12 protein-coding genes, 1 pseudogene and 1 riboswitch are annotated in these 14,939 nt (G+C 69.2%); of the genes and pseudogenes, 11 read left to right on the top strand and 2 right to left on the bottom strand.

Annotated features, from left to right (window positions below; all coding sequences use genetic code 11):
• Position 1: 1 nt before the first annotated feature.
• Positions 2–79, top strand: a riboswitch (cobalamin riboswitch).
• A 71-nt stretch (positions 80–150) separates the two neighbouring features.
• The 5 genes from cobN (at position 151) to M4D77_RS07140 (ending at position 8,853) form a co-directional block, all read left to right on the top strand.
• Positions 151–3,927 (top strand): cobaltochelatase subunit CobN, encoded by a 3,777-nt coding sequence (gene cobN / locus M4D77_RS07160; protein WP_259935872.1) that lies wholly within the window; start codon positions 151–153, stop codon positions 3,925–3,927.
• A 180-nt stretch (positions 3,928–4,107) separates the two neighbouring features.
• Positions 4,108–4,617 carry an FxsA family protein gene (locus tag M4D77_RS07155; protein WP_259935871.1) on the top strand — a complete coding sequence of 170 codons (510 nt, stop codon included), beginning with the start codon at positions 4,108–4,110 and terminating at the stop codon, positions 4,615–4,617.
• Positions 4,618–4,725: 108 nt separating this feature from the next.
• Complete coding sequence (locus tag M4D77_RS07150; protein WP_259935870.1) at positions 4,726–6,360, top strand: amidohydrolase; 1,635 nt, start codon at positions 4,726–4,728, stop codon at positions 6,358–6,360.
• Complete coding sequence (gene lnt, locus M4D77_RS07145; protein WP_259935869.1) at positions 6,357–8,051, top strand: apolipoprotein N-acyltransferase; 1,695 nt, start codon at positions 6,357–6,359, stop codon at positions 8,049–8,051. Before M4D77_RS07150 ends, lnt begins: the two co-directional genes overlap by 4 nt.
• Entirely contained in the window at positions 8,035–8,853 is an 819-nt protein-coding gene (locus tag M4D77_RS07140; RefSeq protein ID WP_058250447.1) for a polyprenol monophosphomannose synthase, read from the top strand. Before lnt ends, M4D77_RS07140 begins: the two co-directional genes overlap by 17 nt.
• Before the next feature lie 79 nt (positions 8,854–8,932).
• Here the strand turns inward: M4D77_RS07140 and M4D77_RS07135 are convergent, their stop codons facing one another.
• On the bottom strand, positions 8,933–9,277 hold the full coding sequence (locus M4D77_RS07135; protein WP_058250448.1) for an RNA polymerase-binding protein RbpA: 345 nt from the start codon (positions 9,275–9,277) through the stop codon (positions 8,933–8,935).
• Positions 9,278–9,596: 319 nt separating this feature from the next.
• Between M4D77_RS07135 and M4D77_RS07130 the strand changes: the two genes are divergently transcribed.
• The 6 genes and pseudogenes from M4D77_RS07130 (at position 9,597) to M4D77_RS07105 (ending at position 13,659) form a co-directional block, all read left to right on the top strand.
• Positions 9,597–9,878 carry a hypothetical protein gene (locus tag M4D77_RS07130; RefSeq protein ID WP_065632033.1) on the top strand — a complete coding sequence of 94 codons (282 nt, stop codon included), beginning with the start codon at positions 9,597–9,599 and terminating at the stop codon, positions 9,876–9,878.
• Positions 9,875–11,027 (top strand): annotated as a pseudogene (locus tag M4D77_RS07125) (DUF475 domain-containing protein). Before M4D77_RS07130 ends, M4D77_RS07125 begins: the two are co-directional and overlap by 4 nt.
• A gap of 200 nt (positions 11,028–11,227) precedes the next feature.
• On the top strand, positions 11,228–11,449 hold the full coding sequence (locus tag M4D77_RS07120) for a DUF3263 domain-containing protein (protein ID WP_065632045.1): 222 nt from the start codon (positions 11,228–11,230) through the stop codon (positions 11,447–11,449).
• A gap of 36 nt (positions 11,450–11,485) precedes the next feature.
• A complete protein-coding gene (locus M4D77_RS07115) occupies positions 11,486–11,809 on the top strand; it encodes a hypothetical protein (protein WP_058250451.1) in 324 nt (107 codons plus the stop codon).
• Positions 11,806–12,552, top strand: coding sequence for a VOC family protein (locus M4D77_RS07110; RefSeq protein ID WP_058250452.1), 747 nt, complete (start codon positions 11,806–11,808; stop codon positions 12,550–12,552). The genes M4D77_RS07115 and M4D77_RS07110 overlap by 4 nt, the downstream gene beginning before the upstream one ends.
• Positions 12,553–12,651: 99 nt before the next feature.
• A complete protein-coding gene (locus M4D77_RS07105; RefSeq protein ID WP_259935868.1) occupies positions 12,652–13,659 on the top strand; it encodes an oxygenase MpaB family protein in 1,008 nt (335 codons plus the stop codon).
• A gap of 19 nt (positions 13,660–13,678) precedes the next feature.
• On the opposite strand, the gene M4D77_RS07100 is transcribed toward M4D77_RS07105, so the two are convergent.
• A complete protein-coding gene (locus tag M4D77_RS07100) occupies positions 13,679–14,911 on the bottom strand; it encodes an NAD(P)/FAD-dependent oxidoreductase (protein WP_259935867.1) in 1,233 nt (410 codons plus the stop codon).
• Between the last annotated feature and the right edge of the window lie 28 nt (positions 14,912–14,939).

Below are 14,939 nucleotides of genomic sequence, written 5' to 3'. Positions count from 1 at the left end.
TGAAGCCGGTGCGATTCCGGCGCGGTCGCGCCACTGTGACCGGGGGTCGGCATCGGCCGGACATCCGGAAGTCAGACCAGTCCCTCGCACTGCACCCGCCACTCACGGCACCGACACGCACCGGGCGCGACAACCCGGCGAGGAGACACGATGATCCTGCTGCTCTCGACCTCGGACACCGACCTGCTCACGGCCTCGGCGGCCGACGAGGGCAACGCGTCGCCCGACGCGTCGGTGTCCTACCGCGGCGCGAATCCCTCTCGCATCCTGACCGAGGACATCCCGCGTCTCGCCGCCGACGCCGACCTCATCGTCGTCCGCATCCTGGGCGGCGTTCGCGCCTGGGAGGACGGGCTGGCTGCGGTCGAGGCGACCGGCAAGCCGCTCGTCGTGTGTTCCGGTGAGCAGCAGCCCGACCCCGATCTGATGGCGCACTCCACCGTGCCCTCCGGCGTCGCCGCCCAGGCCCACGACTATCTCGCCGCGGGCGGTGTCGCCAACCTCGTGAACCTGCACCACTTCCTGTCCGACACCGTCCTGCTCACCGGCAACGGTTTCGAACTCCCGCAGCAGACCCCCGCGTGGGGTGTGCTCGAACGTTCTTCCGCTGAGCCCTCTCTGCTCCCTGAGGTGCGAGGAGCGCAAGCCGGCCCTTCTTTGCTCCCTGAGGTGCGAGGAGCGCAAGCCGACCCTTCATTGCTCCCTGAGGTGCGAGGAGCGCAAGCGACGAGCCACGAAGGGCCCGACGCCCCGACCATTGCGGTCCTCTACTACCGCGCCCAGCACCTGGCGGGCAACACGCGGTACATCGCCGCGCTGTGCGATGCGATCGAGGACCGCGGGGCCCGTGCGCTGCCGATCTTCTGCGCCTCGCTGCGGACCGCCCCCGACGACCTGCTCGAGCTGCTCGGTACCGCCGACGCCCTCGTGGTCACGGTGCTGGCCGCCGGTGGCGCCACGCCGGCCACCGCATCGGCCGGTGGCGACGACAAGGCGTGGAACATCGAACGGCTGGCCGCCCTCGACATCCCGATCCTGCAAGGTCTCTGCCTCACCGGGTCCCGCGCGGACTGGGAGGACAGCGATGACGGCCTGTCGCCACTCGACGTCGCCACCCAGGTGGCGGTGCCCGAGTTCGACGGCCGCATCATCACCGTGCCGTTCTCCTTCAAAGAGTTCGACGACGACGGATTGCCGTGGTACCAGCCGGATCTCGAGCGCTGCGCACGGGTGGCGGGGATCGCCACCGCGCACGCCCGGTTGCGTCGGACCCCGGCCGCCGACAAGCGGATCGCGGTCATGTTGTCGGCCTACCCGACCAAGCACGCGCGGATCGGCAACGCCGTCGGTCTCGACACCCCGCGCAGCCTGCTGCGCCTGCTCGCCGCGATGCGCGACGCCGGCTACGACATCGGCCCGGAGTCCGGTCCGGACGCGATTCCCGGTCTCGCCGACGATGATTCGGATGCGCTGATCCACCAGATCATCGCCACCGGCGGTCAGGATGCCGACTGGCTCACCGAGGAGACCCTCGCGGCCAACCCGATCCGCCTGTCGGCGCGCGACTACCGATCGTGGTTCGACACCCTGCCCGAGGGGCTGCGCTCGGCGGTCACCGAACACTGGGGACCCGCACCGGGCGACCTGTTCGTCGACCGCACGCACAATCCCGACGGCGACATCGTCATCGCGGCATTGACCTTCGGCAACATCGCGATCATGGTGCAGCCGCCGCGCGGGTTCGGCGAGAACCCGGTCGCGATCTACCACGATCCGGATCTGCCGCCGTCGCACCACTATCTGGCCTCGTACCGGTGGATCGCGGCGCACGACACCGGCTTCGGCGCCGACGCCATCGTGCACGTCGGCAAACACGGCAACCTCGAGTGGCTGCCGGGCAAGAACCTCGGCATGTCGGCGGACTGCGGGACCGACGCCGCCCTCGGCGACCTCCCGCTCGTCTACCCGTTCCTGGTGAACGACCCGGGCGAGGGGACGCAGGCCAAGCGCCGCGCTCATGCGGTTCTCGTCGACCATCTGATCCCGCCGATGGCACGCGCCGAGTCCTACGGCGACATCGCCCGGCTGGAACAGCTTCTCGACGAGCACGCCAACATCTCCGCACTCGACCCGGCGAAGCTGCCCGCGATCCGCCAGCAGATCTGGACACTGCTGACCGCGGCGAAGATGGACTCCGACCTCGGGCTCACCGAACGGCCCGACGAAGAGGTCTTCGACGACATGCTGCTGCACGTCGACGGGTGGCTGTGCGAGATCAAGGACGTGCAGATCCGTGACGGGCTGCACGTTCTCGGCGAGCCCCCGCGTGACGACGCCGAGGTCGACCTGGTCCTCGCAATGCTGCGTGCGCGCCAGCTCTGGGGCGGCACGTCGGCCCTGCCCGGCCTGCGCGAGGCCCTCGGGCTCGTCGAGGACGGCTCGGCCGAGCGCGGTTCCGTCGACGCCGTCGAGGCGCAGGCCCGCGAACTCGTCGCCGCCTGCGCGAAGGACGACTGGTCGACCGAAGCGGTTGCCGCGGCCACCGCGGGACTGCCCAGCGCGGTCGGGGATGTGCTCACCTTCGCGGCGACCGAGGTCGTCCCGCGCCTGCGTCAGACGACCGCCGAGGTCCCGCGGGTGCTGCACGCACTGGACGGCGGGTTCATCCCGGCCGGACCGAGCGGGTCACCGCTGCGCGGGCTGATCAACGTGCTGCCGACCGGACGCAACTTCTACTCGGTCGACCCGAAGGCGGTGCCCTCGCGGCTGGCGTGGGAGACCGGCCGCGCGATGGCCGACTCCCTGCTCGAGCGTTATCTGACCGACCACGGCGAATACCCGGCGTCGGTGGGGCTGTCGGTGTGGGGGACCAGCGCCATGCGCACCTCGGGTGACGACGTCGCCGAGGTGCTCGCGCTGCTCGGGGTCATGCCGGTGTGGGACGAGATGTCGCGGCGGGTCTCCTCGCTCGAGCTCATCGGCCTCGAGGAACTCGGACGTCCCCGCATCGATGTCACCGTCCGCATCTCCGGCTTCTTCCGGGATGCCTTCCCGCACGTCGTCACCATGCTCGACGACGCGGTCGCGCTCGCCGCGGCCGCCGACGACGAGTCCGACGAGCAGAACTTCGTCGCGGCACACGTGCGCGCCGCGATGGCCGAGCACGGCGACCGGCGTCGGGCCGTGACACGTGTCTTCGGTTCGAAGCCGGGCACCTACGGCGCCGGCATCCTGCAACTCATCGACTCACGGGACTGGCGCAGCGACGAGGACCTGGCGCGTGTCTACACAGAGTGGGGCGGTTACGCCTACGGGCGCGACCTCGACGGTGTACCTGCGGTCGACGACATGCGCGCGGCCTACAAGCGGATCGCCGTGGCGGCCAAGAACACCGACACCCGCGAACACGACATCGCCGACTCCGACGACTACTTCCAGTACCACGGCGGCATGGTCGCAACCGTTCGCGCACTGACCGGCTCCTCGCCCGAGGCCTACATCGGCGACAGCACCCGCCCCGACTCCGTCCGCACCCGCACGCTGTCGGAGGAGACCAGCCGCGTGTTCCGCGCCCGCGTCGTCAACCCGCGCTGGATCTCGGCGATGCAGCGCCACGGATACAAGGGTGCGTTCGAGATGGCCGCCACGGTCGACTACCTCTTCGGGTACGACGCGACCACCGACGTCGTCGCCGACTGGATGTACGAGAAACTCACCGAGTCCTACGTCCTCGACGAGACGAACCAGCAGTTCATGCAGCAGTCCAATCCCTGGGCGTTGCACGGCATCGCCGAACGTCTCCTCGAGGCCGTCGAACGCGACATGTGGCGCGAACCGCCGGCCGAGCTCCTCGACGCCCTCCGCACCGTCTACCTCCAGACCGAGGGCGACATCGAGGGCCGCGGCGAGGACGCCTCTGCCGGCTGAGCCGCCCACCGCTGGTTGAGCCGCCCACCGCCGGCTGAGCCGCCCACCGCTGGTTGAGCCGCCCTCCGCTGGTTGAGCTTGTCGAAACCCCCCCGGGACAAAACCGCGTCGTCGTTCGTTGTCCACGCAGACCCTGACGTCAACGGGTGCCGAAGGGCACCGAAGGACAGGTGAAGCACCATGGCTCTCCGCTGGTTCGCGGCCTACGCCGTGCTGGAGATCGCCGCGTTCGTCGCGATGGTCATGACCCTCGGATTCGGCTGGGCGGTGTTAATCAGCCTCGCCGCCGTCGTGCTCGGAGTCGTCATCTTGCGCTGGCAGGGACGCAAGGTCTTCGGCGAGTTGCAACGCGCGTCGAGGAACGAGGTCGATCCCCGGGCCCCGCTGGCCGACACTGCGCTCGTCGCCGTGTCGACGATCCTTTTGGTTGTCCCGGGCGTCGTGTCGACCGTCGCCGGGACCCTGCTGCTGTTCCCGCCGACCCGTCGGGTGATGCGTCCGGCCGTCTCCGCGGTGGGTGCCCGCCGTGTGGCGACCGCGATGGACCGGGCCGGGATGTATGCCACCGGTGTCTACGGCGCCGGACGTGGCGCGACCGTCGTCGAGGGTTCCGTCGTGGAATCCGACACGCCCGAGCCCGGGTCGCCGTCGGCGCCGCCGCACACCCGGGGCTTACCGCAGGGCCGCTGAACAGGTCCTGACCAGCCGGCGGTCGGCACCACGCCGCCCGCGTCACTGACACGCGCGCACCCGGACCGCTCGCCACCCTCCTCCGACGGCAAGGCACACTGAACGATCGTGGCAACCCAACTGCTTCTCGGCGGCGCCGTGTACTCGCCGGCGGCCCCCGACGCGACCGCGATGGCCGTGACCGACGGAATCGTCGTCTGGGTCGGGACCGACGACGTCGGCCGCGCACTCCATCCCGACGCCGAGGTCATCGACCTCGCCGGGCACTTCGTCAGTCCCGGGTTCGTCGACTCCCACGTCCACCTGACGTCCACCGGGCTCGGACTCGACGGCCTCACCCTGAACGAGGCGTCGAGCCGCACGCACTGCCTGCGGCTGGTGGAGAAGGCCGTGGCCGCCGAGTCCGCCCATGACGGAGGCGACCTCATCTGGGGTCTCGGCTGGGACGACTCGACCTGGGCGGGCGCCGAACCCGACGACGGTCGCTTCCCGACGACCACCGAGCTCGACGCCGTCGTCGGGACCAGGCCGGTCTACCTCGCCCGGATCGACGAGCACTCCGCGGTGGCATCCACCGCGCTACGACGCCTGATCCCGGACCTGGCCGACGCCGTCGGGTATCACCCGGAGGAGCCGCTGGTCGCCGAGGCCCACCATCTCGTCCGCGGCGCGGCCCGCCTGCTGGTCACCGCGGCGCATCGCGAACGCGCACAACGCCGCGCGCTCGACGGGGCCGCCGCCCACGGGGTGGTGGCCGTGCACGAGAACGGCGGACCGGACATCAGCGGCATGGACGACTTCCTCGCGCTCGCCGAACTCGACCATCCCGTCGAGATCCGGCGCTATTGGGGCCAGGCCGTCACCGACGCCGACCACGCCCGCGAACTGATGTCGATCACCCGGGCCGATGCCCTGGGCGGTGACCTGTTCATCGACGGTGCCATCGGCTCCCACACCGCGTGGCTCTCGGAGCCATACACCGACGATCCGCACACCAGCGGTATCAGCTACCTCGACCCCGACCAGATCCGCGATCACCTGCGCGCCTGCACGATCGCGGGCATCCAGGCGGGCTTCCACGTCATCGGCGACGCCGCGACCGGTGTGGTCGTCGGCGCACTCGCCGAACTCGCCGACGAACTCGGCACGCCCGCGCTCGCACGCTGTGCGCACCGGCTCGAACACGCGGAGATGGTCACCGCCGCCGACGCCGAGGTCCTCGCGCGCTGCGGCGTCATCGCCAGCATGCAACCGTTGTTCGACGCCGAATGGGGCGGTCCCGGCGACCTGTACGACGCCCGTCTCGGGGCGAGCCGTGCGGCCACCCTCAACGACTTCGCGATGCTGGCCAAAACCGGTGTCGCGCTGTCGTTCTCGTCAGACGCACCGGTGACGGCCATCGACCCGTGGTCGACCATCCGGGCCGCCGTGCACCATCATCAGCCGACCAATGCGATCTCGGCGCGCGGCGCGTTCGCCGCGACGACCCGCGGCGGCTGGCGGGCCGGGGGAGTCAACGACGGTGTCACCGGGACCCTGACGCCCGGCGCCCCGGCGAGTTACGCGGTGTGGGAGGTCGACGACCTCGTCGTCGCCGGATCCCACGAGAAGGTCCAGCGGTGGTCGACCGATCCGCGGTCGCGGGTGCCCGCGCTGCCGGACGTCTCACCGGGGGCCGCGCTGCCGCGCTGCGTGCGCACCGTGCATCGCGGCCGGACCCTGTACGACCGGGACGCCGGGTGAGTCCCCCGCGGGTCTCCCGATCCCGGATCTCAGCGTCCTGGCTCGCACGTACCGGGACCGCCGCCGCCGCGGGTGTCGCGATGTGGGCCGCGTTCCCACCGCGCAACTGGTGGTTCCTCGCGGTCCTCGGCCTCGGCCTGCTGTTTGCCGCACTCTTCGTCGGGTCGCCCCGGGTGCGCACCGGCGGGTGGATCGGCTTCGTCTTCGGGCTGGCGTTCTTCGTGCCGCTGTTGCCGTGGATCGGCGTCTACGTCGGTCCGCTCCCGTGGCTCGCCCTGGCCGCGGTGCTCGCCGTCTACCTCGCGCTGTTCGGCGCGATCGCCACCCTGACGATGCGCCTTCCGGTGCCCCCGGTGTGGTTCACGTTGTCGTGGGTGCTCGTCGAAGGGCTCCGGTCCGCCTTCCCGTTCGGCGGGTTCCCCTGGGGGAGAACCGCATTCAGTCAGGTCGACGGACCGCTGCTGCCGCTGGCCTCGGTGCTCGGCGCACCCGGGCTGTCGGCCGGTGTCGCGCTCTTCGGCTCCGCCGTCGCCTGGCTGCTCGTGATCCTCACCCGGGCGTACCGGCGCACGACGACCGTCTCCGACCCCGAGCACGCCGACGGCCCGGGGCCGTCCGCCGAACGTTCCTCGGGCGTGGTGCGCATCGCGACCGCCGCGGTGGCCATCGCGCTGCTCGCACCGATCGCGGCCATCGCGGCGACCCCCGCCAGCCTCGACCGCAACATTGCGACGTCCTCGGCCCGGATCGGTGCCATCCAGGGCAATGTCCCGCGCCTGGGTCTGGATTTCAACGCCCAGCGGCGCGCTGTCCTCGACAATCACGTCCGCACCACGATGTCCTACGGCCGGGCGATCGACACCGGGCAGACCGAGCAGCCCGACTTCGTCCTGTGGCCGGAGAACGCCTCGGACATCTCGCCGCTGGACAACGCAGACGCGGCCGCCGGGATCACCGCGGCCTCCGAGGCCGTCGACGCGCCGATCCTGGTCGGCACGCTCATCCGCAACCCCGATGGCCGACCCACCAATTCGGTCCTGGTCTGGGACGGCGCGCAGGGCCCGGTCGACCGCTACGACAAGCACATCGTCCAGCCGTTCGGCGAATACCTCCCGTGGCGGCCGTTCTTCCGCCTGTTCTCGTCGTATGCGGACATGGCCGGAGACTTCCGCCCCGGCACCGGAACCACGGTGGTCGATGTGCCCGGTCGCTCGGGGACGGTGACCGTCGGTGTCGCGACCTGCTGGGAGGTCGCCTTCGATCGGGCCGCTCGGCAATCCGTCCGGGACGGCGCGCAGATGCTGTTCGTGCCCACCAACAACGCGACCTTCGGCCGGACCGAGATGACGTATCAGCAGTTGGCCATGTCACAGGTCCGGGCCGTCGAACACGGGCGGTCCGTGGTCGTCGCGGCCACCAGTGGGGTGAGCGCCGTCATCGAGCCGGACGGATCCATCAGCCAGCAGTCCGGCATATTCACCGCGGAGGTGCTGACCGGTCGTCTGCCACTCCATGAGGACATGACCCTCGCGACCCGCCTGGGCCCCTGGCCGGAGGTGATCGCGATCATCGCGGCGGTGGCGGGGCTTTTGTTTGCGCTGCGCTCGCGTACTAGGTTCTCACTCAGGCCACGCAGGGTCGCCGCACGGGCGACCGGTGACACGAAGGAGCTCGATGGCATCGGGGATTGACGCCACGGCAGGGCAGCGGCGGCCCGACGACGCGCCGCAACGCGTGGTCGGCGCCGACGGCACGGGCGCACTCGTCGTCGTGCCGACGTTCAACGAGCGCGACAACCTGCCGCTCATCATCGGACGTCTACAGGACGTGCTGCCAGGGGCGCATGTCCTCGTGGTCGACGACTCGAGCCCGGACGGCACGGGCGATGTCGCCGACGACCTTGCCCGCGCCGACGCGGCGACCCGGGTCCATGTCATGCACCGCGTCGACAAGGACGGCCTGGGCAAGGCGTACCTCGCCGGCTTCGCGTGGGGACTCGACCGCGACTACGCCGTCATCGTCGAGATGGACGCGGACGGTAGCCACGCGCCTGAGCAGCTGCACCGCCTGTTCGACGCCGTCAACGACGGCGCGGATCTCGTGATCGGGTCCCGCTATGTCCCGGGCGGCAAGCTGGTGAACTGGCCGAAGCGCCGGGAGTTCCTCTCCCGCGGTGCCAACACCTATGCCCGTCTGGCTCTCGGTGCGGGCGTCCACGACATCACCGCCGGGTTCCGCGCCTATCGCCGCATCGTGCTGGAGAAGATCCAGCTCGACACCGTCGAGTCCGCGGGTTACTGCTTCCAGATCGACCTGGCGTGGCGCACGGTGCGTGCCGGCTTCGACGTCCGGGAGGTACCGATCACCTTCACCGAACGTGAGATCGGGGTGTCCAAGATGAGTGGCGGCGTGATGTCCGAGGCGTTCACGATGGTCGCCCGCTGGGGAGTCCAGAGCCGCCTCGAGCGCTGGGGACTGGTCCGGACGCGATGATCCGCTGAGCAGACGAACAGACCCGGCAGGATGTCCTGCCGGGTCTGTTCGGTTCCGGGCGTCGGGCGCCCGGCGGGTGTCAGTTGGTGATGCCCTTGCGCCGCTGCTTGAGCAGGTCGAGGCGCTCGTTGAGCAGCACTTCGAGCTCTTCCTCGCTGCGACGCTCGAGCAGCATGTCCCAGTGCGTACGCGGCGGCTTGGTCTTCTTCTCCTCGGGCTCGGCGCCCTCGAGGATGGTGCCTTCCATGCCGTTCTTGCACGGCCACTTCGACGGGACCTCCGCGTCGTCGGCGAACGGCACGTCGAAGATCTCGCCGTTGTCGGTGCGGTACTGGACGATGCGTCGTGGCGCGAGGTCGTGGTCACGATCGGTCTCGTAGCTCACCGCGCCGAGGCGGCTACCCCGAAGTACTCGATCTGCCATGAAGGGTTCCTCTCAACTTCGTCGGATCTCCCGGTCTGCCGGGAGATCTCTGTTGCATTCCAGGATCGCGCGCAACGCTGCGCACGACTTTCGGGTCGTCAACAGGAACATTCTACGCGCAATCCTGCGTGGGTTCGCCACCGGCGACGACCCGTGTTGTCCACCGCGGTCCGAGGGGCGGCGCCGCCGGGAGCGCAGCGAGCGGGGCCGGTCGTGACAGCGGTACGGTCTCGGTGTGGAACCAGGCACTACGCACGGCGTACAAACGGGCGCAGCGCGTCGGCGTCGGCCGTACGCCTGCGCCTGGTGCGGCCGCACGATGGTGGACTCCGAGATGGGGCGTCGGCGGAAGTACTGCAAGCGATCGTGCAGGCAGCGTGCCTACGAGCAGAGAACGCTGCTCGAGGGCACATCCATTCCCGACGACGCGGTGATCCTCTCCTCGGCGGAGGCCGCCGACTTCGGCGACCGGATGTTCGCGCTGCGGTGCGCCGCGGAGGACCTCGGCACCGCGGTGGCCGAAGGTGCCGAACACGACGTGCTGGCCGACCTCACCGACACTCTGCTCGAACTCGCGCGGGAAGCCGAGAAGCTGCGGTGACCGCGCGCATCTTCGCGCCCTCGCTCGTCGTCACGCTCGTGGCCCTGGTCGTCGCCTACCTCTACCTCGGCTGGACCGGCCTCGCCCTGTGCGCCATCCTCGGCGTGCTCGAGGTGTCCCCTGTCGTTCGACAACGCGGTCATCAACGCGACGATCCTCGAACGGATGAGCGCGTTCTGGCAGAAGATGTTCCTCACCGTCGGCGTGCTCATCGCCGTGTTCGGCATGCGTCTCCTGTTCCCGCTGGTCATCGTGTAGATCACCGGAGGTCTCAACCCCGTCGAGGCGCTCGACCTGGCGATGAACCCGCCACCTGAGGGGCAGACGCATTTCGCCGACGGTCAACCCAGCTACGAGACGATCCTCACCGAGGCCCACCCGCAGATTGCGGCGTTCGGCGGGATGTTCCTCCTGCTCCTGTTCCTCAACTTCGTGCTCACCGAGCGCCCGCAGACCTGGCTCACGTGGCTCGAGAAGCCGCTCGCCACGCTCGGCAAGCTCGACCAGCTCGCGGTCGTACTGGCCGCCCTCGCGCTGGTTCTCACCGCCGAGTTCCTGGCGCCGGACGAGAGCCGCGCGACCGTCCTGATCGCCGGAATCCTGGGCATGGTCACCTACATCACCGTCGACGGGCTCAGCTCGCTGTTCATGGCCGAACCGGAATCGGACGGGCCGGAATCGGACGCGACGGAATCAGGCGGGCCCGGATCACACAGGTCCGGATCGAACGGCTCCGGTCCGCACCCGGTCACCGTCGCCACCGGCAAGGCCGGGTTCTTCCTGTTCCTCTATCTCGAGCTCCTGGACGCGTCGTTCTCCTTCGACGGGGTGATCGGCGCCTTCGCCATCACCTCCGACCCGATCATCATCGCGTTGGGGCTCGGATTCATCGGCGCGATGTTCGTGCGGTCCATCACGATCTACCTTGTCCGCAAGGGCACGCTGGGGGAGTACCGCTACCTCGAACACGGTGCGCACTGGGCCATCGGCGCGCTGGCCGCAATCCTGTTGATCAGCATCGAGATCGAGATCAACGAGGTGATCACGGGGCTCGTCGGCGTGGCGTTCATCGGCGCGTCGCTCGCCAGCAGCATCCGCGCGAACCGGCGCGAAGCGCGTGCCGGGACCGGCGATCGACTGGCGGTCTGAGCTTCTCCGCGGCCGTCCTCGAACGTGCGATGAACATCTGCGGGACCTTTGGAATCAGCATGGGCCGCCTGCTGTCTTCTGTCGGTCGACAGGTGTAGAAATGACGACGTCGGTGACGTGTGTCACGCAGGAGCCGAAGCCGAGTGGCTCCGCGACACAGGTCCGGGTTTCAGGTCGACAACGCAGATTCGGTGGTCTTCATGGACAGCAAACAGCAGCAGATGATCCAGTTCGAGACGGACTGGTACTCCCTGGGCGGGGGCTCCTCCCGGCAGATCGTCGAGGAGTTCGGCCTCACCGATCGGGACTTCTTCTCCCAGGTCGACCGCCTCGTCGACACCGACCCGCCGTCGGGATTGACCGCTGCGGAGCTGCGCCGCATGCGCCAGGTCATCCGCCGTCGGCTGTGGATGGCCCGCTGATCCCAGCCCGCGCGCGGCTCGGGGGATAATCGACGGGTGCCCTTCTCCGATGACGATCTCGAAGCGTTCTATCGCGATGTCGAGGCACGCACGGCGTTCCGCGAGCAACCTCGACGCCGGCGCCGCGCCGGCATCGACTATCCGGCCTGCCCGACGCCTGACAAACTGCCGTTCGCCTCACCGGCCGACGCTCGTGAGGGCATCGATCGACTCCGTCGCCACCTCGTTGGTACCGCCCCGGAGCTGCGCTACTACGAGTGCTCCTGTCGCGCTTGGCATATCACCAGCTCGGCGCAACTGATCCATCGACGGGTGCCGCCGGCGCCGGCTCGTCGTCGGAAGGGTAAGAAGAAGCGGTGACGATTCCGCCCGCCGGCCCGCACGCACTCGTCGACCTCGCGAGCGACGACCCGTCGACGACCGCCGAGACCTACCAGCGGTTGCTCGGACACGAGGTCGGTACGGGCGCCGACGGCCGGCGAGTGGTGAACCTCGGCAACGTCGCCCTCTCGATGCGGCTGTCGGCCGGCGAGCCCGACACCCACGACGTGTACTTCACGGTCGACGACATCACGGCGTCCCGGCGTCTACTCGGCCGGCGCGGGTATCCGCTCGCGGACACCGTCCTCGGAGCGCTGGGTGAGACCAGTCCGGTCGGGATCGCCGAACGACCCGAATCCGGGGCGGCCGTTGACGGCGATCTGACCGGCCTCGACCATCTGGTCTTCACCTGCGACAACCGCGATGTCGCCGTCGCGCTGTTCGCCGGCACCTTCGGCCTCGATTTCCGTCTCGACCAGCCGATCGGGCAGGACGCCCGTCAGCTGTTCTTCCGGCGCGACGACCTGATCGTCGAGGTCGTCGCCGCGCCCCGCCCGCCGGCCGACCCGGTGCCGTCGTCGCCGGTCTTGCTCTGGGGTGTGGCATGGCGGTCGACCGATGTGGACACGACCCACGCGCGTCTGACGGCCGACGGACTCGATCTCAGCGAGGTCCGCAGCGGACGCAAGAAGGGCACGCGGATCTTCACGGTTCGCCACCGCGAACTCGCCACGCGGACCGTGGTCATCGGCCCCGACGCCGGAGCCGACTCGCTTCAGTAGCCGAAATCCGACAAAAGGTGGGTTTTCGGGAACGCCTGCGCTAATCTGACTACGAATGTTGTCGAATTAGTAGTATCCGAGACCGATGTTGGGGGCACCATGACCGCGGTACACGAAGAACGGACAGCGTCCGAACCCGCAGCGAGTGACTTCGTGGCGGGCGAGCCGCTGCTCAACCACCGCGACGACGAGATCGAACTGATCCCGCCGGACTCGCTGACCGCCAAGCTCACCGGCATGTACACGTTCCTCCCGATCAACGGGGCGGCGTTCGTGATGCAGGTGATGCACCCCGTCATCGGCGATGTCGTCGACAAGTATTCAGTCTTCCGCACCGATCCCGTGGGACGTGCGATCCGCTCCGCCGACTCGGTGCTGCGCTGGACCTACGGCGGTCAGGAGGCTCTCGAGGAGGGCAAGCGTCTCCGCAAGCTGCACCAGCCGCTGCAGATGCGCAACTCGGAGGGCAAGCACATCAGTGCACTCAACCCGGAGGCGTACGCCTGGGTGATCGCCACCGCGCTACCCACGATCGAGACCGCCGCGCCGCTGGTGCTGGGCCGGCACTTCACCCTCGAGGAGCGCAAAGAACTCCTGCGGGACAACCGCCGCATCGCCAAGATCGTCCAGGTACCGATGAAGAACTACCCCGAGACCCTCGAGGAGTTCGACGAGTACTTCGACGATTTCATCGAGAACAAGCTCGTCCGGCACCCGGTCGCGCTGGAACTGATCGGTCAGATGCGCGCCGCGCCCGTCGTCCCGAAGTCGGTGCCCAAGGCGTTGCGCCCCGCCGTGAAGAAGGCCGCTGCCACCGCGTCGGTGCCGTTCCAGAACTTCAACTACCTGACCACCGTCGGCGTCATGGATCCGCGCGTGCGGGAGATCCTGGGCCTGAGCTGGTCCGACGCCGAGCAGCATCACCTCGAGCGGATTCATCGCAATCTACGATTCGCCTACCGCACCCTGCCGGAGCGGCTGACGTACTTCCCGCTGGCCTATCACGCCCGGCGTCATCACGACGCGATCCAGGCCATGAAGGTTCGCGAGAAGGCAAGCGCTGCCTACCAGTACCACCCCAAAGAGGGTGCGGCGCACCAGGGCTGAGCGCTCCCTGTCGGTCTGGTCACGTCGTCGGGGGCGTGACCAGACCGACGACATGGTCGGCAATCGCCAACGATGACGTGATGCCCGGCGACTCGATACCGAAGAGGTTGACCAGGCCCGCGATGCCGTGTGACCGCGGCCCCTGGATCACGAAGTCACCGGCACCGGCACCCGGCCCGGCGACCTTGGGCCGGATCCCGGCGTAGGCGGGCACCAGGGCGTTGGCCGGCAAGTGCGGCCAATACATGCGGATGGCTCGTTCGAATGCGTCGGCGCGCGCCTCGTCGACGGCGTAGTCGAGTACCTCTCCGGCAATCGTCTCGTCGGGGGACGAGTTCAGCCATTCGACGTCGGGGCCGAATCGGGCCTCGCCGGCGAGATCCATCGTGAAGTGCACGCCCAATCCGCCGTCGGCGGGGATCGGGTAGACGAGGTGACGGAACGGCGCCCGGACGCCGGACAACCCGAAGTAATTCCCCTTGGCGAGGAAGCGCGGCGGGATCCGGCCGCCGAAGCCGGCCAGCGCCCGGGCCACCTCCCACGCGCCGATCCCGGCACAGTTGACGAGCGTCCGGGCGGAGGCCGATTCGCCGTCCGATGTCTGCACGGTGACGCCGTGTGCGTTGATCTGTCCGCCGATCACTCTGCTGCGCAACGCGATCGCGCCACCGTGTGCCTCCAGGTCACGCACCAGTGCACGCACCACACCGTCGACGTCGACGATCCCGGTCGACGGTGAGAACAGTGCCGCGACGCCTTCGACTGCCGGTTCCCGGTCGCGCAGTTCGTCCACTCCGATCCGTCGAAGGTCGGAAACGCCGTTGGCCAGACCGTGTCGGAGCAAGACGTCGAGGCGTTCGCTCTGAGTGCCGTCGGTGGCGACGATGAGTTTGCCCGGCCGCGCCCACGAGACGCCGTGCTCGTCGCAGAATCGGGTCAACTGATCGCGACCGCGGACGCACAGTTCCGCCTTCAGGCTGCCCTCGGGGTAGTAGATGCCGGCGTGGATCACCTCCGAGCTCCGCGAGGTCGTCTGCGCGCCAACCGAATCGGTGGCCTCGAGGACGACGACGTCGCGTCCTCGCCGGGCGAATGCCCGCGCCACCGCCAGCCCGACGATGCCGCCGCCGACCACGAGGCAGTCGACCTCCACACGCTCCGTCGTCGCGTGCTCGGCCCGGTGGATGCGCGTCACTGCTCGTACCTCCTCGTCGCATGTCGTCGAGTTCCGTCGGCCACGGTATCCGGGCAAACCCGGCGGCGTGGGGCAGACTGGGGTG

Origin of the sequence: Gordonia sp. p3-SID1431 (genome assembly GCF_025143765.1) — a bacterium.
Lineage (GTDB): Bacteria > Actinomycetota > Actinomycetes > Mycobacteriales > Mycobacteriaceae > Gordonia > Gordonia hongkongensis.
The sequence above is the reverse complement of the archived record's forward strand: the minus strand, read 5'-3'. Positions and strand labels throughout refer to the sequence as shown.

Coding starts and splice junctions, on each gene's coding strand:
- cobN (WP_259935872.1), top strand. CDS start 151: ATGATCCTGCTGCTCTCGACCTCGGACACCGACCTGCTCACGGCCTCG.
- M4D77_RS07155 (WP_259935871.1), top strand. CDS start 4,108: ATGGCTCTCCGCTGGTTCGCGGCCTACGCCGTGCTGGAGATCGCCGCG.
- M4D77_RS07140 (WP_058250447.1), top strand. CDS start 8,035: ATGGCATCGGGGATTGACGCCACGGCAGGGCAGCGGCGGCCCGACGAC.
- M4D77_RS07135 (WP_058250448.1), bottom strand. CDS start 9,277: ATGGCAGATCGAGTACTTCGGGGTAGCCGCCTCGGCGCGGTGAGCTAC.
- M4D77_RS07130 (WP_065632033.1), top strand. CDS start 9,597: ATGGTGGACTCCGAGATGGGGCGTCGGCGGAAGTACTGCAAGCGATCG.
- M4D77_RS07120 (WP_065632045.1), top strand. CDS start 11,228: ATGGACAGCAAACAGCAGCAGATGATCCAGTTCGAGACGGACTGGTAC.
- M4D77_RS07105 (WP_259935868.1), top strand. CDS start 12,652: ATGACCGCGGTACACGAAGAACGGACAGCGTCCGAACCCGCAGCGAGT.